Annotated in this window: 22 protein-coding genes; 14 read left to right on the forward strand and 8 right to left on the reverse strand. The window is 40.7% G+C overall.

What is annotated here, in order from left to right:
* The first annotated feature begins 91 nt into the window (after positions 1-91).
* The 3 genes from cccA to ACQKMH_RS04380 all read left to right on the forward strand — a co-directional run bounded on the left by cccA (position 92) and on the right by ACQKMH_RS04380 (position 2,499).
* Positions 92-460, forward strand: coding sequence for a cytochrome c550 (gene cccA / locus ACQKMH_RS04370; protein ID WP_230155304.1), 369 nt, complete (start codon positions 92-94; stop codon positions 458-460).
* A 216-nt stretch (positions 461-676) separates the two neighbouring features.
* Positions 677-1,384 carry a tRNA (adenine(22)-N(1))-methyltransferase gene (locus tag ACQKMH_RS04375; protein ID WP_427586242.1) on the forward strand — a complete coding sequence of 236 codons (708 nt, stop codon included), beginning with the start codon at positions 677-679 and terminating at the stop codon, positions 1,382-1,384.
* Positions 1,381-2,499, forward strand: a complete 1,119-nt coding sequence (locus ACQKMH_RS04380) for a Nif3-like dinuclear metal center hexameric protein (RefSeq protein WP_427586243.1) — start codon at positions 1,381-1,383, stop codon at positions 2,497-2,499. Before ACQKMH_RS04375 ends, ACQKMH_RS04380 begins: the two co-directional genes overlap by 4 nt.
* A gap of 48 nt (positions 2,500-2,547) precedes the next feature.
* Here the strand turns inward: ACQKMH_RS04380 and ACQKMH_RS04385 are convergent, their stop codons facing one another.
* Positions 2,548-3,492 carry a 4-hydroxy-3-methylbut-2-enyl diphosphate reductase gene (locus ACQKMH_RS04385; protein ID WP_427586244.1) on the reverse strand — a complete coding sequence of 315 codons (945 nt, stop codon included), beginning with the start codon at positions 3,490-3,492 and terminating at the stop codon, positions 2,548-2,550.
* A 126-nt stretch (positions 3,493-3,618) separates the two neighbouring features.
* Positions 3,619-4,173 (reverse strand): VrrA/YqfQ family protein, encoded by a 555-nt coding sequence (vrrA, locus tag ACQKMH_RS04390; RefSeq protein WP_427586245.1) that lies wholly within the window; start codon positions 4,171-4,173, stop codon positions 3,619-3,621.
* 301 nt (positions 4,174-4,474) lie between these two features.
* Here vrrA and ACQKMH_RS04395 point away from each other — a divergent pair, with 301 nt between their 5' ends.
* The 3 genes from ACQKMH_RS04395 (at position 4,475) to ACQKMH_RS04405 (ending at position 7,150) form a co-directional block, all read left to right on the forward strand.
* Complete coding sequence (locus ACQKMH_RS04395) at positions 4,475-4,600, forward strand: hypothetical protein (protein WP_427586246.1); 126 nt, start codon at positions 4,475-4,477, stop codon at positions 4,598-4,600.
* Between the two features lie 327 nt (positions 4,601-4,927).
* Positions 4,928-6,241: a DEAD/DEAH box helicase gene (locus tag ACQKMH_RS04400; RefSeq protein WP_427586247.1), complete on the forward strand. Its 1,314-nt coding sequence runs from the start codon at positions 4,928-4,930 to the stop codon at positions 6,239-6,241.
* 12 nt (positions 6,242-6,253) lie between these two features.
* The gene (locus tag ACQKMH_RS04405; RefSeq protein ID WP_427586248.1) at positions 6,254-7,150 is read left to right on the forward strand and encodes a deoxyribonuclease IV; all 897 of its coding nucleotides are present in this window, start codon (positions 6,254-6,256) and stop codon (positions 7,148-7,150) included.
* A 79-nt stretch (positions 7,151-7,229) separates the two neighbouring features.
* On the opposite strand, the gene ACQKMH_RS04410 is transcribed toward ACQKMH_RS04405, so the two are convergent.
* Positions 7,230-7,490, reverse strand: a complete 261-nt coding sequence (locus ACQKMH_RS04410) for a DUF2624 family protein (protein ID WP_230155315.1) — start codon at positions 7,488-7,490, stop codon at positions 7,230-7,232.
* Positions 7,491-7,706: 216 nt separating this feature from the next.
* Between ACQKMH_RS04410 and ACQKMH_RS04415 the strand changes: the two genes are divergently transcribed.
* The 3 genes from ACQKMH_RS04415 to ACQKMH_RS04425 are packed head-to-tail and all read left to right on the forward strand — an operon-like array spanning position 7,707 to position 9,767.
* A complete protein-coding gene (locus tag ACQKMH_RS04415; protein ID WP_427586249.1) occupies positions 7,707-8,471 on the forward strand; it encodes a metal ABC transporter ATP-binding protein in 765 nt (254 codons plus the stop codon).
* A gap of 21 nt (positions 8,472-8,492) precedes the next feature.
* On the forward strand, positions 8,493-9,326 hold the full coding sequence (locus ACQKMH_RS04420; protein ID WP_427586250.1) for a metal ABC transporter permease: 834 nt from the start codon (positions 8,493-8,495) through the stop codon (positions 9,324-9,326).
* A gap of 15 nt (positions 9,327-9,341) precedes the next feature.
* Positions 9,342-9,767, forward strand: coding sequence for a Fur family transcriptional regulator (locus tag ACQKMH_RS04425; protein WP_427586251.1), 426 nt, complete (start codon positions 9,342-9,344; stop codon positions 9,765-9,767).
* A gap of 35 nt (positions 9,768-9,802) precedes the next feature.
* Here the strand turns inward: ACQKMH_RS04425 and ACQKMH_RS04430 are convergent, their stop codons facing one another.
* Positions 9,803-10,387, reverse strand: a complete 585-nt coding sequence (locus ACQKMH_RS04430; protein WP_427586252.1) for a 5' nucleotidase, NT5C type — start codon at positions 10,385-10,387, stop codon at positions 9,803-9,805.
* A gap of 169 nt (positions 10,388-10,556) precedes the next feature.
* Here ACQKMH_RS04430 and ACQKMH_RS04435 point away from each other — a divergent pair, with 169 nt between their 5' ends.
* Complete coding sequence (locus ACQKMH_RS04435; protein ID WP_427586253.1) at positions 10,557-11,015, forward strand: DUF4190 domain-containing protein; 459 nt, start codon at positions 10,557-10,559, stop codon at positions 11,013-11,015.
* A gap of 105 nt (positions 11,016-11,120) precedes the next feature.
* Here ACQKMH_RS04435 and ispG read toward each other — a convergent pair whose 3' ends face one another.
* The 4 genes from ispG to ACQKMH_RS04455 form a co-directional block, all read right to left on the reverse strand.
* Positions 11,121-12,233, reverse strand: coding sequence for a flavodoxin-dependent (E)-4-hydroxy-3-methylbut-2-enyl-diphosphate synthase (ispG, locus tag ACQKMH_RS04440; RefSeq protein ID WP_427587506.1), 1,113 nt, complete (start codon positions 12,231-12,233; stop codon positions 11,121-11,123).
* Between the two features lie 212 nt (positions 12,234-12,445).
* On the reverse strand, positions 12,446-12,778 hold the full coding sequence (locus ACQKMH_RS04445; RefSeq protein ID WP_427586254.1) for a hypothetical protein: 333 nt from the start codon (positions 12,776-12,778) through the stop codon (positions 12,446-12,448).
* A 104-nt stretch (positions 12,779-12,882) separates the two neighbouring features.
* On the reverse strand, positions 12,883-13,035 hold the full coding sequence (locus ACQKMH_RS04450; protein WP_356713726.1) for an anti-repressor SinI family protein: 153 nt from the start codon (positions 13,033-13,035) through the stop codon (positions 12,883-12,885).
* A 181-nt stretch (positions 13,036-13,216) separates the two neighbouring features.
* The gene (locus ACQKMH_RS04455) at positions 13,217-13,984 is read right to left on the reverse strand and encodes a DUF1189 domain-containing protein (protein WP_427586255.1); all 768 of its coding nucleotides are present in this window, start codon (positions 13,982-13,984) and stop codon (positions 13,217-13,219) included.
* 163 nt (positions 13,985-14,147) lie between these two features.
* On the opposite strand from ACQKMH_RS04455, the gene ACQKMH_RS04460 reads away from it, so the two are divergent.
* From ACQKMH_RS04460 to ACQKMH_RS04475, 4 genes are all read left to right on the forward strand, one after another.
* Entirely contained in the window at positions 14,148-14,633 is a 486-nt protein-coding gene (locus ACQKMH_RS04460) for a DUF456 domain-containing protein (RefSeq protein ID WP_230162860.1), read from the forward strand.
* A gap of 144 nt (positions 14,634-14,777) precedes the next feature.
* The gene (gene sodA, locus ACQKMH_RS04465; protein ID WP_427586256.1) at positions 14,778-15,386 is read left to right on the forward strand and encodes a superoxide dismutase SodA; all 609 of its coding nucleotides are present in this window, start codon (positions 14,778-14,780) and stop codon (positions 15,384-15,386) included.
* An 866-nt stretch (positions 15,387-16,252) separates the two neighbouring features.
* Positions 16,253-17,473, forward strand: a complete 1,221-nt coding sequence (locus ACQKMH_RS04470; protein WP_427586257.1) for an MFS transporter — start codon at positions 16,253-16,255, stop codon at positions 17,471-17,473.
* 193 nt (positions 17,474-17,666) lie between these two features.
* Positions 17,667-19,835, forward strand: coding sequence for a peptidoglycan D,D-transpeptidase FtsI family protein (locus ACQKMH_RS04475; protein ID WP_427586258.1), 2,169 nt, complete (start codon positions 17,667-17,669; stop codon positions 19,833-19,835).
* Positions 19,836-19,943: the final 108 nt, after the last annotated feature.

Genomic DNA, 19,943 nt, shown 5'->3' on the forward strand with positions numbered 1-19,943 from the left:
TTGAAACTCTTTTCAAGTAAAATAATATATAGCTGTTTGTATATAATATTAAATATGGTAAGTTTAGGTTCTACATAGGGGAGGAAATTCTATGAATCGAAATCCAGTAATGCCTTTTATTATTATCATGGTTTTTGGTATTGGACTTATGTTTTTACTTTCGTTTAAAGGTTTGGGTGATGCCAAGGATCTTGCTAAGGAAAAAGAGGGTGGCGGAAAAACAGAGGAAACGGAAAGTGCCTCTGCTTCACCTGAGGACATCTATAAGCAGAACTGTATCTCCTGTCACGGTAACGCCTATCAAGGCGGTGTCGGACCAGCTCTGAAGGGAGTTGGCGATCGTCTGTCGGTGGACGAGGTTAAAAACGTGATCACGAATGGACGAGGTGCCATGCCATCTGGCTTAGTCGAAGAACAGAACATTGACGCCATGGCGGAATATATTCATGGACTGAAATAATGATGAAAACTGACTCAAGTAATCGTTGGAAGGCGAGCTTTTGAGTCAGTTTTTCTTTTATTCGGAAAAGGAAAGATTCCAGATGAAAGTTTCCTTTTATATAGTGATAGGGAGAGCATATATCTCCTTTCTGTAATTTTTCGATTGAACTTGTTATAATCGAATGGGAAACTAATTAAAAGGAAGACATTATTTGAAATAAGAGAGTTGATAAATATGAACCATGAAAAACTATCGAAGAGATTAGAACGTGTTGCCATACATATACAAAAAGGAAGCATCCTTGCAGATATAGGTTCCGACCATGCTTACTTGCCGTGCTATGCAGTGAATAATGGCCTGTGTGACCATGCCATAGCAGGCGAGGTTGTAGAAGGTCCTTATCAGTCAGCCCGCAGGCAAGTGGCGATAACGGGACTAGAGGGCAAGATAGAGGTCCGTAAAGGAGATGGACTTGAAGTATTGAATCCTGATGAAGCGACGTGCATTACGATTTGTGGCATGGGTGGGACTTTAATATCAAGCATCCTGGAAAGTGGAAAAGGAAAGCTCGGCAAGGCAGAAAGGCTGATCCTTCAGCCAAATGTCGGTGCAGCGAATGTTCGTAGTTGGCTAATCGATAACGGCTGGGAACTTAGTGGAGAGGAAGTTCTTGAGGAAGATGGGAAAATCTACGAAATCTTAATTGCTGAAAAAGGGGATCCACTTCGCCCTTATCGTGCAAATATGCAAACTGGCCTTATGTTCGGTCCATACTTAATGGCGCAATTCAGTGACACTTTCATTAAAAAATGGCAGCTTGAGAAAAAACATCTGGAAAGAATCATCGAACAACTGGATGAAAGCGGACGAAGCGGATTGGAAACGAAGCGCAATGAATTAAAATCCCAAGTTTCAGTAATTGAGGAGGTGCTTAGAGGTTGAAAACAGTAAATGGCCAGCAAATCATTGAAATGTTTGAACAATTCTCTCCTAAGCAATATGCAATGGAGGGAGACCCAATCGGGCTGCATGTAGGACAACTGAATAAGCCAGTTACTAAAGTCGTGATTGCCCTTGATGTATTGGAAGAGGTTGTAGACGAAGCGATAGAACATGGGGCGGAATTAATCATTGCCCATCATCCGCTTATTTATCGACCATTGAAAAGAATCGATACAATGGTTGCCGGAGGTCGTATCATCGAAAAGCTGATCAAACATGATATCGCTGTCTATGCTGCACATACCAATTTAGATGTCGCGAAGGGCGGAGTAAATGATCTACTTGCCGAAGCGCTTCAGTTACAGGATACAGAAGTATTGATTCCAACTTACGAAACAGCTCTAAAGAAATTGGTCGTATATGTTCCAAAGGCCGATGAACAAAAGGTGAGGGAAGCCCTTGGAAACGCAGGGGCAGGAGCAATCGGAAATTACAGTCATTGTTCGTTTTCGGGGGAAGGCACGGGACGCTTCTTGCCAGGCGAAGGCAGTGAACCGGTAATTGGCTCCAGAGGAAATCTTGAATCCGTTACTGAAATGCGGGTTGAAACGATATTCCCCGAAAATATTGAGAAGAAAGTGCTTTCTGCGATGATTAAAGCCCATCCGTATGAGGAAGTCGCTTATGATATATATAAATTGGAGAATAAAGGGGAGTCACTTGGATTAGGAAAGATTGGTATCCTTGCGGAAGAAATGACCCTTGAACAATTTTGCGAACATGTTAAACAGACACTTGATGTTGAAAAGGTACGTGTCGTTGGTGATTTGCAAAGTCCGATAAAAAAAGTGGCTGTGCTGGGCGGAGATGGAAACAAATACTTCACGACTGCAAAATTCAAGGGCGCGGATGTATATGTTACAGGTGATATGTATTACCATACGGCCCATGACGCGATGATGATTGGTTTGAATATTGTGGATCCAGGGCACAATGTTGAAAAAGTGATGAAAAAAGGCGTTGCGCGAATCCTTGAAGAAAAGTGCCGCGATAAGAACTTCGATGTGGAATTCATCCCATCTCAGTTAAATACGGACCCTTTCCGATTTATTTGATAGCACAAAAAAGGGCAGCCAAAGCGGTTGCCCTTTTTGTATGTGCATTCATTTTTTCACTTTAATCTTAGGTAGAATTTTATTCAATGGCGTTTTCTTTTCGGTATTCCAGGTCAATTCAACATTTGGATCAAATTGTTCTAGAAATGCGATAACTTCTTTTGTGATTGGTGTTGGTGTAGAAGCTCCGGACGTAACCGCAACCGTTTCTGCATCTTTTAGCCATTCAAGGTTAAGCTCGGAAATGTCGGCGATACGATAAGCTTTCGTGCTCGCTATTTCTTCGGACACCTGTGCAAGGCGGTTTGAATTATTACTCTTTGGATCACCGACGACAATTAAAACATCAGCTTCGCCAGCTTGCTTGGCAACCGCTTCCTGACGTACCTGTGTCGCTAAACAAATTTCCTTATGGACTTCTGCATGTGGGAATTTTTCCTTGACCTTATCCATGATATCCAAAACATCCCATTGGCTCATCGTTGTTTGATTTGTGACGATGATCTTATCACTATTCAGTGTCAAAGCTTCAACATCTTCATCCTTTTGAACCAGGTGAACGACATCGGGAGCTACTCCGACTGCACCCTCTGGTTCCGGATGGCCTTTCTTGCCAATATAAATGATTTGATAGCCTTCCGCTTCTTTTTCACGAATTAGGTCATGAGTTGCAGTAACATCGGGACACGTTGCATCGAGGGTGACTAGCCCTTTTTCTGCAGCGATCTTCCTAATCTCAGGAGAGACGCCATGGGCCGTAAAGATGACGGTTCCGCTGTCCACTTGTTCGATGATATCGTTGCGGTTGCTGCCGTCCAACGTGATGATGCCTTCTTCTTCAAATGCATCCGTCACATGTTTGTTGTGCACAATCATCCCTAAAATGTAAATGGGGCGTGGCAAGGTTTTATCTAAAGCCGCATTTCGGGCGATGACCATGGCATCGACAACGCCATAACAATAGCCGCGCGGGGAAATTTTAATCACTTTCATCTATGTGTCCTCCTTCAAAGGCAAGAAACTCTCACTTTTATACCTTTCTATTATATAAGACCATAGATGATATTACAAAACATCCTATTTGCCTAAAAACATTAACTGGTAAAATTTTTTTAATCTTTAAATATAAAGCTTGGGGCCGGATGACCTTTGCCTATTGGTATTGTTTCGAACTTGAGCTGTGGGGCTAGCTTTCATAGCTTTTTCTTGTTCATTCGACTCAGGCTTTACCTCACTATTGTTTTGTGCCTCTACTTTAGGCTCGCTTTCAACGGATGCTTCCGAATTTTCGCTAACATCAGATGATGATATACTCTGGAAAACTTTCCACATGGACGGCAAATTTTTAATCACTGGTCCGTATTGTTCCACCATAGGGGTGAATTGTTCGGCTGCCTGCAACACTTTTTGCGTGTTGGTAAGCATGTTGTTCAGAGACTCAGGGTTTTTTAGTGTTTCTAAAATCCCCCCTCCGCTGCTTCTTGAAGAACTTTGGTTAGTGGAAGCGGCAGGTGCAAACGGGTTGCGGGAAGCAGGATTTTGTTTCGACTTACCGAGTATCTTCGACAATAGCCCCTCTTTCTTTGCAGGTGGAAATTCCTGACGCTGCTGCTGGTTGAACGGGCCTCGGAAACCTTGAGGTCCCTGTGGTCCCGGGGGTCTAACTTGTGCCATCGGCCGCCTCATCTGCTGATAAGATTGGGGGATTTGCTGAGGCTGCCTGAATGGCGCTTGTGGGTGCTGCATCCTTCGACCATTGGGTGCCTGAAAACCGGGTCCGGGGTGATGATTTCTATTTGGAAACATAGGGTTCACCTCCTCTGATTTTATATGCTGGTGTTATTCTTCTATATAAATTATGCAGCTAGACAAAAAAGGTTTGAGGAAAGAGTGACTGTGCTGTTGTGAAGTGACCGGAAAGAAGGTAAGATGGTTACGGTAAGTCTTTTAGCTCCATGTCTGCGGGGGATACGCTATGACCAGGACAGGGGCTTTTCGTTTGCAGAAGTCCATTTTAAGAGAACTAGCCTTAGCGCTTAAGCTCGCTGTGAAAAAGAAGATGGACCCCTTAAGGGTCAATCCTATTTTCTTCACGAGCTGACCAAGGTGCTTGCGCTTTTTGTATAATCCAGCTTCAGCACCTAGCTCGTTGTGAAAAAGAAGATGGACCACTTAAGGCAAAAAGCGCCTTAAGGGTCAATCCCTATTTTCTTCACGAGCTGACCAAGGTGCTTGCGCTTTTTGTATAATCCAGCTTCAGCACCTAGCTCGTTGTGAAAAAGAAGATGGACCACCTAAGGCAAAAAGCGCCTTAAGGGTCAATCCCTATTTTCTTCACGAGCTGACCAAGGTGCTTGCGCTTTTTGTATAAAATTTATTATAATAGTAGGACATGTCTAATGACTGACAAGGATAAAGGAGTTTTTTGATGAAACAAAACCAATTTGAACGATTTAATTTGAAAAGCTACATTCTAGATGCGGTTCGTACTTTAGGGTTCGATAAGCCGACGGAAATTCAAGAACGCGTGCTTCCGTCGCTTTTAAAGGGAAGTAGCTTAATTGGACAGTCGCAGACAGGTACAGGAAAAACACATTCCTATTTGCTGCCGATTATGAACAAGCTTGATGCTGGTAAAAATGAAGTTCAAGCGATTATTTCCGCACCAACCCGTGAGTTAGCGAACCAAATCTATAAAGAAGCTTTGAAAATTGCTGACCATTTTCCTGAAGATGAGCAGATTTCTGTTCGTTGTTTTATCGGTGGCACGGATAAACAGCGTATGATCGATAAATTGAAGACACAGCCACAACTGGTAATTGGAACGCCAGGCCGAATCAAGGATTTGGTTGAGGCTCAAGCGCTTCAGGTGTATACAGCAAAAATGCTTGTTGTCGATGAAGCGGACCTTATGCTAGACATGGGATTCCTTGAAGATGTCGATTTATTTGCATCACGTATGGCTGAAAAAATTCAAATGCTTGTCTTCTCGGCAACCATCCCAGAAAAATTAAAGCCGTTTTTGAATAAATATATGGAGAATCCGAAATATGTTCAAGTGAATCCCAAGCAGGCGACTGCCGCTAAAATTGAACATGTTTTGGTACCGCTTCGCCATCGGAACAAAGAGCAGTTACTTCATGATATCATCGTTCGTTATAATCCATATTTAGCTATTATTTTCACGAACACCAAAAAAATGGCGGATCATGTGGCTAATTCCTTGATCGAAAAAGGGTTGAATGTCGGTCGTATTCATGGGGATTTAACGCCTCGTGAACGTAAAAAAATGATGAAGCAAATCAATGATCTGGAGTATCAATTCATCGTGGCGACAGATTTGGCTTCCCGTGGAATCGATATTGAAGGCGTTAGTCATATCATTAACTATGAATTGCCTTCAGATCTCGATTTTTACATTCATAGGACGGGAAGAACGGCTCGTGCAGGATATTCAGGCATTGCCGCTACACTTTATGATACTTCCGATGAAGACTCTTTGAACCGCCTTGAAAAAATGGGCATCGAATTCCGGGATGCCGATATCCAAAACGGTGATTGGGTTGATATAGACGAACGTAATAAACGAAAAAACCGCAAAAAACAAAAATCTGATATTGATGTTAAAGCGAGCAGGCATGTCAAGAAGCCAACTAAAGTCAAGCCAGGTTACAAGAAAAAAATCCAACGTGATGTAGAAAACTTTAAAAAACGCGAACGTCGTATACAGAGAAAGAAATAAGGGAGTAATCAGATGCTGAAGATTGGATCGCATGTTTCAATGAGCGGGAAAAATATGCTTCTTGCTGCGAGTCAAGAAGCGGTTTCATATGGCTCCAACACATTCATGGTCTATACGGGAGCCCCACAAAATACAAGACGTAAAAAAATCGAAGACTTAAATATTGAAGCTGGATTATTGCATATGGAGGAAAATGGAATCAGTGATATCGTAGTCCATGCCCCGTATATCATCAACATAGCAAATACGACGAATCCAGCCACATACGAACTAGGAGTCAACTTCTTACGAAGCGAAATCGATCGGACAGAAGCGATTGGTGCAAGGCAGATCGTACTTCACCCAGGTGCACATGTTGGTGCAGGCAGTGAACTGGGAATCAAGAGAATCATCGAAGGTTTGAATGAAGTGCTGACTGCTGATGATAAAGTTCAGATTGCCCTTGAAACGATGGCGGGTAAAGGTACCGAATGTGGCAGGACTTTCGAGGAGTTGGCCATGATTATTGATGGTGTGACCCATAATGAAAAATTATCGGTATGCTTCGATACTTGCCATACTCACGATGCTGGTTATAATATCATCGAAGATTTTGATGGTGTTCTAAATGAATTTGATAAATTGATTGGTGTGGATCGCATCAAGGTCATTCATGTTAATGATAGCAAAAACGAACGCGGCATGCGTAAAGATCGCCATGAAAACATTGGATTTGGTCATATTGGTTTTAAAGCGTTGAATGATATTGTCCATCATCCGCAATTAAGCACTGTTCCAAAAATATTGGAAACACCTTATGTTGGAGAAGACAAGAAAGATAAAAAGGCACCTTATAAATTTGAAATTGATATGTTCAAGAACAATCAATTCGAAGAAGATTTATTGGAAAAGATCATGAACCAGCAATAATCATAGAAAGGACGATTCATCGAGATAAGGATGAATCGTCCTTTCATTTTATGGTTAAAAAGTATGTCTTTCAAATTCTTTAAAAATTGGATGTAAGGTTGTTAAAGAGTGTTTCTATTTCCCTGGCAGTACTTGCTCCAGCAACTTTTGTGATTTGACCTAGAACGTTTTGTCTTTGACGTATATCAAAAATGTTAATATTTTTACCTGCTAGAAGGGCAGTGATATCCTGTGCTTGTTGTTGCGTGAGTGCAACTCCATGCTGCTTTGCAAGGGAAAGCAGTTCATCAGGGCGTATTTTGTTGATTTTATGATTGACCATCATTTCAAATAATTTCAAACGATCTCCTCCTTTTTTAATACATATGAAGGAGGATGACGTATGTGAACATTAAACTTTGGTTTGAATTGAGCAAATTTGATTTTTGCTGCCGATTTTGGCAAATCAATGCTTGTGGGCACTTGTTTTTGAGATCAGGATTCTTTACATCTGGTCTTGTTTGATTTATACTAACGAATGTTAATCGTAATGATTCTTAAAAAATAGGTGATCTCTTTGGATAATGCAGTAAATGCCATAGTTAAATTAGAAGATATATCTTACAAATATACAAAAGATCTAGTGCTGGAACATGTTTCGCTTGAAATCCCTAAAGGGGCATTCTTAGCAATCGTCGGGCCGAATGGATCCGGAAAGTCGACACTTTTGAAGTTGCTGCTTGGTCTGTTCAAGCTCCAAAAAGGAAAAATAGAGATTTTCGGGGAAGACATACGTCGCTTTAAAGATTGGCAAAAGGTCGGATTCGTTTCCCAAAAGGCGAACTCCTTCAACTCAGGATTTCCTGCCACTGTATTTGAGGTGGTTCAAAGTGGTATGACCAAAAAAATTGGATTATTTAAGTTTGCAAGCAAAGAGGATAGGCAAAAGGTCATAAAGGCTTTGGAATCCGTGGACATGCTTGAATATCAGAACCGAAATATTGGTGAATTGTCCGGAGGGCAGCAGCAGAGGGTATTCATTGCTCGTTCACTAGTCAGCGAGCCGGAATTGATGATCTTGGATGAGCCCACAGTCGGTGTTGATTCAAAGAACGTCCACCAATTTTATGAAATGCTTGAGATGTTGAATAAAAAATTAGGAATAACCCTGATTTTAGTTACCCATGATGTTGGTACTGTGACCGATAAAGTCACACATGTCGCTTGCTTAAATAAAAAGCTTCATTTTCACGGGGATGCCTGTGAATATAATGAATTGAATGAAGGCGAGCTTTCGTCCATATACGGACATGACGTCCAATTATTAAATCATGATCATTAATATGTTTTGGAGGATAGCCCAATGATATCGGGGATATTGCAATTTGAATTTTTGCAGAACGCATTCTTGACCGGAATCATCATCGGAGCGATTGCGCCATTAGTGGGCGTTTTTGTCGTGGTAAGGCGGATGTCGATGATTTCCGATGCGCTTAGTCATGTAGCACTTGCAGGTATAGCGTTTAGTTTATTGCTTCAGAAGAGCTTTCTTTCACTTGCTGGATTGAATCCGCTTTATATAGGGATGGCTTTTTCGGTAGGTGGTTCATTATTTATTGAAAAATTAAGAGGGGTGTACAAGCATTACCAAGAGCTTGCAATCCCGATCATAATGTCCGGCGGAATGGGTCTTAGTGTCATTTTCATTTCCATTGCAGATGGTTTCAATTCGGATTTATATAGTTATTTATTCGGAAGTGTCAGTGCAGTCAGCCGGGCGGACTTATATGTTATATTGGCAGTGGGGGTAGTCGTTGCTTTGACGCTGACCCTATTGTATAAAGAATTATTTTTGTTATCATTTGATGAAGAGCATGCGAAAGCGTCCGGAATACCTTATAAAGCGATTCACTTTATTTTTATTGTCATGGTTGCGTTGGTCATTGCAGCTTCAATGAAAATCATTGGAATATTACTGGTCTCTTCGCTCATGACGCTGCCGGTAGCAGCAAGCCTCCGCTTTGCGAAGGGCTTTAAGCAGATGATTGCTCTAGCGGTATTATTCGGCGAAGTGTCCGTAGTAGGGGGATTATTTTTATCATACAACCTCGATCTCGCTCCAGGTGGGACCATTGTAATAATCGCTGTGCTAATTCTCATCTTGTCAATTTTGTTTGATAAGTGGAAAAATCGATAGATGGGGTGATGTTTTTTGAACGTAACTACTGCCATGCAATTACTAAAAGATAAAGGTTTTAAACATACAGGAAAGAGGGAAGAAATGCTTCAGCTTTTCTCTTCCAGCGATAAATATTTAACGGCAAAAGACGTATTGGAGAATATGAAACAGGATTATCCCGGATTGAGCTTCGATACGATTTACCGGAATCTTTCCTTGTTTGTAGAACTAGGGATTTTTGAAGCGACCGAGTTGGAGGGGGAGAAGCATTTTCGTTTTACATGCGGCCATTCTTCCCACCATCACCACTTCATCTGTTTGAGTTGTGGAAAAACGAAAGAAATCGAATTGTGCCCGATGCAAGAGCTTCAGGAAAGTTTGAAGGACTACGATGTTTCAGGGCATAAATTTGAAATTTACGGACGCTGTCCCGCATGTAGCGTTTCTCTAGAAGCTTAAAAACCATTGACCCTTTGTCAATGGTTTTTCTTTTATCATTTTATAGGTATTGGTTTTCCAGACATCCAATTATTCACCCAAATAGACGCCTCTTTCCAATTGTTGACCCGAATCACCTTTTTGGGCACCGGATCTTGGTTATAAGGGGTATTAAATAAAATTACTGGTATATTACACTCTTCCGAAATGGCCACTGCATTATCGTGCTTGTCCTCTAAAAAGAGATCGACAGCAAACTTCTTGGCTGCAGCCACTTTATCGTGTGAACCAACAAGCTCTATATGATCATACAGGACCTGGTTCGTAGTGAACCAATTTTTTGTTACATCCAATAAACGATTGCTTCTGGCACTGATGAAATAGAGGTCTGCTTGTTCTGTCCATTTTTCCAGTACATCTTTCGCTCCTTCAGCCATCAAAGATTCGGTATAAATGAGTGGCTCAGTCTCAATGAACCAGTTAGTGAAATCTTCCTTTGGAACATTCACGAATGGGAATAAGTCATACTCTGTAATATCTTCATAAGCTAAATTCAGCTGAAAAGCTTTATTTAAAAAAGGGACCATGGAATCCGGTCTTGTAACAGTCCCGTCAATATCAATGCCAAAACGTTTTTTCATGATGAATCTCTCCTCATTTTCAGGTACTTGTAATAGTGTAACATATACAAACATACCTATGGTAAAAACACGTATTTATTTCCAAGACATGAAACCTTTTTCACGGTGGATTCCCGCGGATTTACATACACTATAAATGCTCCTACAAACGAAAGTGAGGGATGCAAGAATGGAAAAAGATCAATACTCCAGTATTGACGATGAGATGCGATTGTCTAAAGAGGGAAGTGACCCATCCATTGCGGATGATGAGCATCATGAGAGGTATTATAATGAAGATACACCTGCAGATGATAGACGTTTCGAAAATCGTGGAACGGTTACACAGTTGGATAACCGGTATCATGAAGAAACGTCTGCTGAAATCTCGCCACCTCTGCAAAACAGGAGATATAAGGATGATGAGTCAGTAGGGTCAGGGGATGTGGCATCAAGAGGAACAGCCATTGGTGTCATAGCTTTGATCATCTCCATTGTATCGTTATTCACGATGCCCTTCATCTTAGGGATTGTAGGAATCATTGTAGGGATAGTGGCACGAAGCCGAGGGTCGAACATGGGTACATGGGCCATCGTCATTGGTGCAGTCTCCATCATCGTTGGCATATTCATCCTGCCGTTCTTTTAAGCTTTATGAGGCCTTTTGATGTCATTCTCCAAAATGACATCAAAAGGTTTTTCTATGATGGAAAACAAAAAAATCCCGATAATGAAATCTCGGGATTTTTTTGTTTTATTTATTTAGTAAAGCTGCAGCAGCAGCTTCCGCCCTTTGTTTTTCATAGTACTCTTCAGCAATCTTGTCGATTTCCTTTTTCAGTTCCTCGACCATTGTCTCTTCAGGGACTTTACGTACAATTTGCCCTTTTCTAAACAATAACCCTTCGCCACGAGCCCCTGCTATGCCGATATCAGCCTCACGAGCTTCTCCAGGACCATTTACCGCACAACCAAGCACAGAAACCTTGATTGGTGCTTTAATTGTCTGAATGTACTCTTCAACCTCATTAGCGATTGAGATTAAATCAATCTCGATTCGACCGCAAGTTGGGCAGGAAATTAAAGTGGCCATGTTAGAAGCAAGTCCAAATACTTTTAGAAGCTCCCTTGCCACTTTCACCTCTTCAACAGGGTCAGCACTTAAGGAAACGCGCATTGTACTTCCGATTCCTTGGCTTAGGATGGCACCTAGTCCGGCAGCACTTTTTACGGTGCCTGAGAACAGTGTACCTGATTCCGTAATCCCCAGATGTAAAGGATAATCGAATGCTTTTGAAGCTTTTTCATATGCTTCGATGGCTAAATTCACATCAGAAGCCTTCATGGAAACGATGATGTCATGAAAATCGTGATCTTCCAGGATCTTGATATGGTGTAAGGCACTTTCAACCATGCCATCGGCAGTTGGGTATCCGTATTTATCAAGGATCTTCTTCTCAAGAGAACCGGCATTGACCCCGATACGGATAGGGATTCCTTTTTCTTTCGCAGCTTTAACGACTGCTTCAACCTTTTCACGTCGTCCAATATTACCAGGATTTATCCTGATTTTATCCGCTCCGCCTTCAATTGCCTTTAGTGCCAGTTTATAATCGAAATGAATGTCGACTACAAGAGGGATATTAATCCGTTTTTTTATTTCAGGGATTGCTTCAGCAGCTCTTTCATCCGGACATGCGACACGTACGATTTGACATCCCGCTTCTTCAAGACGAAGGATCTCTGCAACAGTTGCTTCAACATCATGTGTTTTGGTAGTTGTCATGCTTTGTACAATAACTTCATTATTGCCGCCAATCGTTAAGTTTCCGACTTTAATTGGCCGCGTCTTGGTGCGATGTATGATTTCACTCAAGTGGAATTCTCTCCTTTAGGAAAAAATCAGTTTTGATTTTTAATTTACTTCTCTGAAATATTGTATCAATGTACTTACCTCTTGACAAGGAAATAGGATGTTTTATCTTTTTTCATCAAGAAACATTTCCTATTCCTGGATATAATCGATACTTAGAAACCTATCTTAATGATTCTTGGAAAAGCGCCCCTCCCATTTGGAGACTATTTATAAACAGGAATCTTATATGTTTTGCCAATCTGCATATTTTCAGGCTTTAAACCTTCATTCAAACTTTGAAAGTCAGATATAATTGTTTCAATTTCCTGATTTGATCCGTCTTTTTCCGTTTCAACAATGGAGAGTAAGGTATCCCCGGGTTTCATGACGATTTCTTTGTAATCAGCAGTTGCGGCGGATTGCGGCTGACTTGCCGGGACAGCCGTTTCACCTGAAGAGGCTGGTGGATGGGGAGTCGGCAAGGTACCCGTCGTCAGATCGAAATAAATGATAAATAAAGTGAAACAAAATGAGATAAAAAGCATTAGCCGTTTCAATTTTCCATCCTCCCAAGCTTGTCTTTAACATATATATACTTGGAAGGGTCTAAAGTTATGCCTAAAAATGGGCGCTTTTTCAGATGGAAATGAAGTGTCATCATTCAATTTTGCTTTTTCAGTTGTATAAAATCCTTATTATTTGAGTTGGAGTTAAGAAAGCATCTGATTTCTTTTGGAGTCAGACCTATCTCTTTTGCCTCCATTATAAGTAACAGCCACTGTACATCAAGATTACTCTTCTTCACGTCTATCACCTCTTAAATACTAATTCAACTATTAGTATAGGAATAACTTGGTGAGTATTTTGTCGAATTAAGGAGATGTGAAAAAATGATGACTGCAGTCATACGCAATGAAAGGCATGGATTATCGCCGGTAATTAAGAAAAACAAAAAGATCCGAACAAGATTTGTCCGGATCTTTTTACTTTTTAGGTCAATCTAGTTTCTTGTTAGCTGGGGTTTCTTTAATGGATAAGTATAACATCATCAATGTCACAAACCAGCTAATGAATGAAGCGAATGGAACCGTTGCTTGAAAGGAATCCATGATGGTGAAGAAAATAGTGGAAAGTGTAATGCTGTAAGCACCAATTCTCCATAGATGCCTATAGGAAGACGAACGGCCAAGGGCATTTTTGAAAAGAAGACCGAAAGCTGCAAGGATTGTCACTTTTATGAAGATCCCACTAGCAGTAAACAAATATAATATAAGTAGTAGCAATGGAAGGATAATCGGTAGCACAGATTCGACTGAATCAAGCCAAGTGGATATTTCCTGATTATCTCCTTCCAGAAGGGAATATGGAGAGGATTGCACGTTGCCTCCAGATACGAAAACGAGCTCAGACTTTAAAAGAGCGACAGCTTCATCAGATTTTGCAGCCACTTTTTCCGCAGTCAAGGTCCCGGTACCATCTACAAAAATTTGATATCCGTTTTTATTCATGGCGAAAGGTTCACCATTCTCAGTCGTCAATGTGCCATTTTTGATTTCAAATTGAGGTAAGTCTTCAGATACTGTTTCGTGCATGGCATCTATTCCATCAACCATCATTGTACCGAAATAATAAGCTGAAGGGAGAAAAGCGATGAGACTAACAAAAAATACGTACAAAATCGTTTTACCGATACCTTGGTTTTGAAAGGAAGCGATATCTTTAGGAGAATATAAGCTTACCCATAGTTGTTTGAATATGTTCAATGTTTTCAGCACCTAACTATATAAGATTCCTAACCAATTTTAACTATATGGGAAAAATAAAACAACCTGTATTCTGCTACATTGGTTTCAACCATCAATAAAGGGGCAATTATGGAGATAAAGAGGCAAATTACAAATGAAATGAGAAAGGGCGTTTTTAATTGTGGATACACTATTTTGGATCATAATTATCCTCATGTTCATAATGGGCTTTGTCGGTCTGATTTTTCCCATCATACCAAGTGTTTTATTCATATTTGGCGGAATGTTGTTATATGGACTATTTTATTCCTTTGAACCATTTGGCTGGTTCTTCTGGACGGTCCAAATTTTATTCGTCATCCTTCTGTTCGCAGCTGATTATATCGCAAACATGGTGGGGGTCAAAAAATACGGCGGCACGAAAGCGGGAGTTTGGGGCAGTACGATTGGGCTCCTTGTCGGACCATTCGTGATTCCATTTGTCGGAATATTAATAGGTCCATTCATCGGGGCATTCCTGGCAGAAATTCTAGTTCATAAAAAAGATCCGGTTACTGCTTCTAAAATCGGCCTGGGTTCCGTTGTAGGTTTTATAAGCAGTGTGATTACAAAAGGGATCATTCAACTTTTGATGATTGGATATTTTATATACGTGGTATTCTCATAGGAAATATTATTGAAAAATGAAAAAATGAGGCATATGGTTTGAAACGGTTATAAAAATTTGATACTCTATTGCTAGCGAGCTTTAGGTATCTTTCGAGAACTGAGGCCCTCAAAAAAAACAGCTTACATAGGGAGGAATTTTATTATGGCTTTTGAACTTCCACAATTACCGTATGCATACGATGCATTAGAACCACACATTGACAAAGAAACAATGAACATTCACCACACTAAACATCACAACACATATGTGACAAACTTGAACAATGCTCTGGAAGGCAATCAAGAACTTCTAAGCAAAAGCGTTGAAGAAATTGTCGCTAACCTTGATGCAGTGCCTGAAGCTGTTCGTACTGCTGTCCGCAACAATGGTGGCGGTCATGCTAACCACACATTATTCTGGGAAATCCTTTCACCAAACGGTGGCGGACAACCAACTGGCGAATTAGCGGATGCTATCACTTCAAAATTCGGCAGCTTTGACAGCTTCAAAGAAGAGTTCGCTAAAGCGGCTACTACTCGTTTTGGATCTGGCTGGGCTTGGCTTGCAGTCAACAATGGCGAGTTGGAAGTAACAAGTACACCAAACCAAGACAATCCATTATCAGAAGGTAAAACTCCACTTCTTGGATTAGACGTTTGGGAACATGCTTACTACCTAAACTACCAAAACCGTCGTCCTGAATACATCAATTCTTTCTGGAATGTTGTAAACTGGGATGAAGTTGCAAAACGTTTCAGCGCTGCAAAATAATTAGTAATAAAAAAAGACAGGATTCCTTTTGTGAAAAGGAATCCTGTCTTTTTTTGTTTCTTTTACCCGAACAGGAACATTAAAGAAAAACAATTTAGGGGCAACACGTAACGCTGTTTCGCCAAAAGAAGTGAAAGGAAATTACGAGTAAACGCTGTAAGTTCACGGGTAATGCACTAATTCACGAGTAAACACTCCAATTTAGGAGGGAAATCTCCTCGAATTCATGAACATCGCTCTCATCTCGTCAGTCGAAGAGTTTTCTTTATACTGTTCTGATGAAGGAGGGGAACATGGGGTTAGACCTTTAGAGGAAAACAGTATAAGTGCAACTACTTCTCTGTCTCCGACTTCGTCTTCGCCAATCAAAGAGTTTTCTTTATACTGTTTCGGAGTGGAAGAATCTAAAAGGAAAACAGTATAAGTGCAACTACTTCTCTGACTCCGACTTCGTCTTCGTCAATCGAAGAGTTTTCTTTATACTGTTTCGGAGTGGAAGAATCTAAAAGGAAAACAGTATAAGTGCAACTACTTCTCTGTCTTCTCTGTCTTCGACTTCGTCTCCGCCAATCAAAGAGTTTTCTTTATACTGTTTCGGAGTGGAAGAATCTAAAAGGAAAACAGTATAGGTGCAACTACTTCTCTGACTCCGACTTCGTCTTCGTCAATCGAAGAGTTTTCTTTATACTGTTCTGATGAAGGAGGGGAACATGCAGTTAGACCTTTAGAGGAAAACAGTATAAGTGCAACTACTTCTCTGACTCCGACTTCGTCTTCGTCAATCGAAGAGTTTTCTTTACTTTTTTTTACATAAATCTCCTTGTTTTTTCAAACACTAGAGTGGAATTTAAAGGAGAGTTAAAACAATGGGTATTTTAGAGAGATGGTTGGGTGAAGCGGGAGGGAAGAAGGATCTGCACCTCCTTTTGTTTATTGGCGGCCTGTACAGTTTAAGCATTGCTTTATCCAATACATTTGTTAATGTGTACTTGTGGAAACAATCCGGTCAAATTGTTGATATTGCCGTATATAATCTAACCGTTGTGCTTTTTCAACCGCTAACCTTTGTTTTTGCAGGCAGGCTGGCGAAAAAAGTGGATCGAATCATTGTTTTGCGTCTAGGTGTTATCTTTTTGGCCCTATTTTATTTATCTGTCCTTTTGGTCGGCACGCGGGCGACTGATTTCCTTTGGCTGCTTGGTGCACTGTTAGGAATGGGCTATGGGTTTTATTGGCTTGCTTATAATGTATTGACGTTTGAGATTACGGAACCTGAAACAAGAGACTTCTTCAATGGTTTTTTAGGGATTTTATCATCCCTTGGGGGGATGGTTGGTCCGATTCTTTCAGGGTTCATCATTTCGAGGCTTGAAAAATTCACAGGTTATTCCATTGTATTCGGGTTGTCTTTGCTCTTGTTTTCCGTTGCCGTGTTTCTTAGCTTTTCATTAAAAAGGCGTCCAGCTCATGGGAAATACTTTTTCCTTCGGATATTGAAAGAACGTAAAAACAATCGGAATTGGCTCTTAATCACTCGTGCACACTTTTTTCAAGGGATACGAGAGGGTACATTCATGTTCATCATTTCGATTATCGTTTTCATTCAGACTGATAGTGAGCTTGCTTTAGGGAGCTACGGTCTATTAAATTCAGCCATTTCATTCGTTGCGTATTATCTTGCTTCTCGTTATATAAAACAGCCGATGCGAAAAAAGGCGATTCTTATTGGAGGAATCCTGTTGTATGCAGGGGTCTTATTGATTGCATTTGATATCACTTTCGGAAAGCTTCTCATATATGGGGCGATGGTGGCAACTGCCTATCCGATTCTTTTGGTTCCCTATATATCATTGACTTATGACATTATAGGCCGCGCTTGGAAAGCAGCAGAAATGAGGATTGAATATATCGTAGTCAGGGAGCTTTTCGTTCATTTTGGAAGGATTGTATCAATATCGGGATTCATTCTGTCCGTCCTTTTATTCGACCTAAAGCAAATGCTGCCGTTTTATCTGTTGATCGTCGGGGCGGGGCATACCGTGATATATTGGTTTGTACGGAAAATCGATATCAATGATCAAGTTTAAAATAGAGGCCTTAGAGGCCTCTTTTCAATTTCGATGACTTGCGTTTATGTATGTTATGAGCCGTAAGTCACTTTTTATGGAAAGTTCGTTAGATGTTTAATATTTCTAGAACACTAAGGTAGAAAAAAATATAAATGTTCTATAGAATAGTATAGGACTATTATGACTATGTAAAAAGGATGTGTGGCTTAGTGTGAATAAAAAGAAAAAGAAAAAGACGCATGTGCCTTTCAGATTGAATATTCTTTTCTTTTTAGTGTTTGTTTTGTTTTCCGCTTTAATTTTACGCTTGGGTGTTGTACAGATTGTATATGGTGATGATTACCGGCGTGAGATTGAAAGAACAGAGGAAGTGACCGTGAATAATTCGGTGCCCCGTGGGAAAATGTATGACCGGAATTTAAAACTGATGGTCGACAACCAACCACTGGATGCAATTACATATACACGAAAGCAAGGTACGAAACAAGCAGAAATGGTGGAAACGGCTGAGAAACTCGCAAAATTGATTGAAAAAGACACTGATAAAGTGACTGAGCGCGATAAAAAGGATTTTTGGATATTGAATAATCCAAAATTGGCCGAGAAAAAGATTACGGATAAAGAGCGAAAACAAGTCGAACAGGGCGAGATGGAAGAAAGTGATTTGTATAAGCTTCAGCTCGAAAGGATTACGGCGGATGAAATAAAACTTTCGGAAAAGGATATGGAGACTCTTGCTATTTATAGGGAGTTTGCAAGCGGGTATGCCCTTACTCCGCAGATCGTGAAAAACAAGAAAGTATCGAAAGAAGAATTCGCCAGGGTGAGTGAAAACCTTGATTCGCTTCCTGGGGTCGATATATCAACGGATTGGGATCGTTTTTATACGTATAATAAAACACTTAAATCTGTATTGGGTAAAGTTTCCTCATCTGAAGAAGGATTGCCTAGTGAAAGCCTGAATTACTACCTTGCACGTGATTACAGCCGGAATGACCGTGTAGGTAAGAGTTATATTGAGGCGCAATATGAAGATATCCTACAAGGGCAGAAAGCGAAAGTAAAGAATGTGACCGATAAATCAGGAAATGTGGTTGATTCCGAAGTGATTACTGAAGGTTCGCGAGGAAAAGATCTTATATTGACAGTTGATATGGATTTACAGCTTGCAACGGAAGAAATCATTGAAAAGCAATTGATTGCCAAGAAGAAAATGGGGAACACTAAATTCTTGGATAGAGCTTTTGTCGTCATGATGGACCCAGATACAGGGGAAGTTTTAACGATGGCCGGTAAGAAATATGAGAAGGACCCTGAAACGGGCAAATCTTCCATTGAGGACTTTGCATTAGGTAATATCACGACTTCTTATACGATGGGTTCTGCAGTGAAGGGTGCTACGGTATTAACCGGTTATCAACAAGGGGCAATCCAGCCGGGTACATACTTTTATGATACGAAGTTGAAAATCAAAGGTACCCCCGCTAAAGGTTCATATAGTAATTTTGGGAACATTAATGATTTAACCGCCTTAAAAGTATCTTCCAACGTTTATATGTTCAGAACGGCCATTAATATTGCGGGTGCGCATTATGTGCCGAATGAACCTTTGAATATTAGTTCAAGCGCCTTTTCTACGATGCGGAATTCATTTGCCCAGTTTGGCTTGGGTGTCCGCACGGGGATCGATCTCCCGAATGAAATGAGTGGATTCAAAGGTTCCGAAACATCTCCAGGTAAGCTGCTTGACCTTGCAATCGGACAGTATGATACGTACACACCGATGCAGCTTGCGCAATATGTATCATCCATTGCGAATGGCGGTAACCGAATGAAGCCGCATATGGTTAAGGAAATCCGCGATCCAGTTGACAATAACGAGGAATTAGGTCCCGTTGCCGAAGATGTTTCACCGACTGTCCTTAATCGACTTGAAATGAAGGAAGAATGGATTGAACGTGTGCAGAGCGGTTTTGAGAAAGTTTCAATGGAACAAGGCGGAACAGCATATAGGTTTTTTGGTAACAAACCATATACGGTAGCGGCTAAAACTGGGACGGCGCAAGCGTTCTATGATGGCCCGAACCGAGCGGATTATAGCGAACCTCAAGATACGATGAATATCACAATGGTCGGTTATGCACCTGCTAAAAATCCGGAAGTTGCTTTTGCTGTTGTTGTTCCGTGGGCGTATCAGGGCCATTCGGGCCATGATATGAGTAAAGAAATAGGTGAAGAAATCATGGATACTTATTTCAAACTGAAAAAAGAACGGGCTAAGAAGGAAAATACCGAAACCTCGACTGATTTGAAAGTGGAGAATGGTAAAGAAGTTCAAAAGGACCAGGCTGAAGTTAGAAAAAGCCAGGAAAATGAATAAAAAGTTAAAACACGTTTTTGGGTAAAACCGAAAACGTGTTTTTTTGCATTTTTAAAAACGAGAGCAGTCCAATTCTTTCATCTTTACAATTAGTACACAATTATTTAC

Origin of the sequence: Peribacillus sp. NPDC097895 (assembly GCF_050277555.1) — a bacterium.
Lineage (GTDB): Bacteria > Bacillota > Bacilli > Bacillales > DSM-1321 > Peribacillus.

Excerpts from the sequence above, each read along its gene's own strand:
- ACQKMH_RS04395 (WP_427586246.1), top strand. The coding sequence starts at position 4,475 with ATGACCAGGACAGGGGCTTTTCGTTTGCAGAAGTCCATTTTAAGAGAA.
- ACQKMH_RS04420 (WP_427586250.1), top strand. The coding sequence starts at position 8,493 with ATGATATCGGGGATATTGCAATTTGAATTTTTGCAGAACGCATTCTTG.
- ACQKMH_RS04405 (WP_427586248.1), top strand. The coding sequence starts at position 6,254 with ATGCTGAAGATTGGATCGCATGTTTCAATGAGCGGGAAAAATATGCTT.
- vrrA (WP_427586245.1), bottom strand. The coding sequence starts at position 4,173 with ATGGCACAAGTTAGACCCCCGGGACCACAGGGACCTCAAGGTTTCCGA.
- ACQKMH_RS04430 (WP_427586252.1), bottom strand. The coding sequence starts at position 10,387 with ATGAAAAAACGTTTTGGCATTGATATTGACGGGACTGTTACAAGACCG.
- ACQKMH_RS04435 (WP_427586253.1), top strand. The coding sequence starts at position 10,557 with ATGGAAAAAGATCAATACTCCAGTATTGACGATGAGATGCGATTGTCT.
- ACQKMH_RS04375 (WP_427586242.1), top strand. The coding sequence starts at position 677 with ATGAACCATGAAAAACTATCGAAGAGATTAGAACGTGTTGCCATACAT.
- ACQKMH_RS04385 (WP_427586244.1), bottom strand. The coding sequence starts at position 3,492 with ATGAAAGTGATTAAAATTTCCCCGCGCGGCTATTGTTATGGCGTTGTC.
- sodA (WP_427586256.1), top strand. The coding sequence starts at position 14,778 with ATGGCTTTTGAACTTCCACAATTACCGTATGCATACGATGCATTAGAA.
- ACQKMH_RS04400 (WP_427586247.1), top strand. The coding sequence starts at position 4,928 with ATGAAACAAAACCAATTTGAACGATTTAATTTGAAAAGCTACATTCTA.
- cccA (WP_230155304.1), top strand. The coding sequence starts at position 92 with ATGAATCGAAATCCAGTAATGCCTTTTATTATTATCATGGTTTTTGGT.
- ACQKMH_RS04470 (WP_427586257.1), top strand. The coding sequence starts at position 16,253 with ATGGGTATTTTAGAGAGATGGTTGGGTGAAGCGGGAGGGAAGAAGGAT.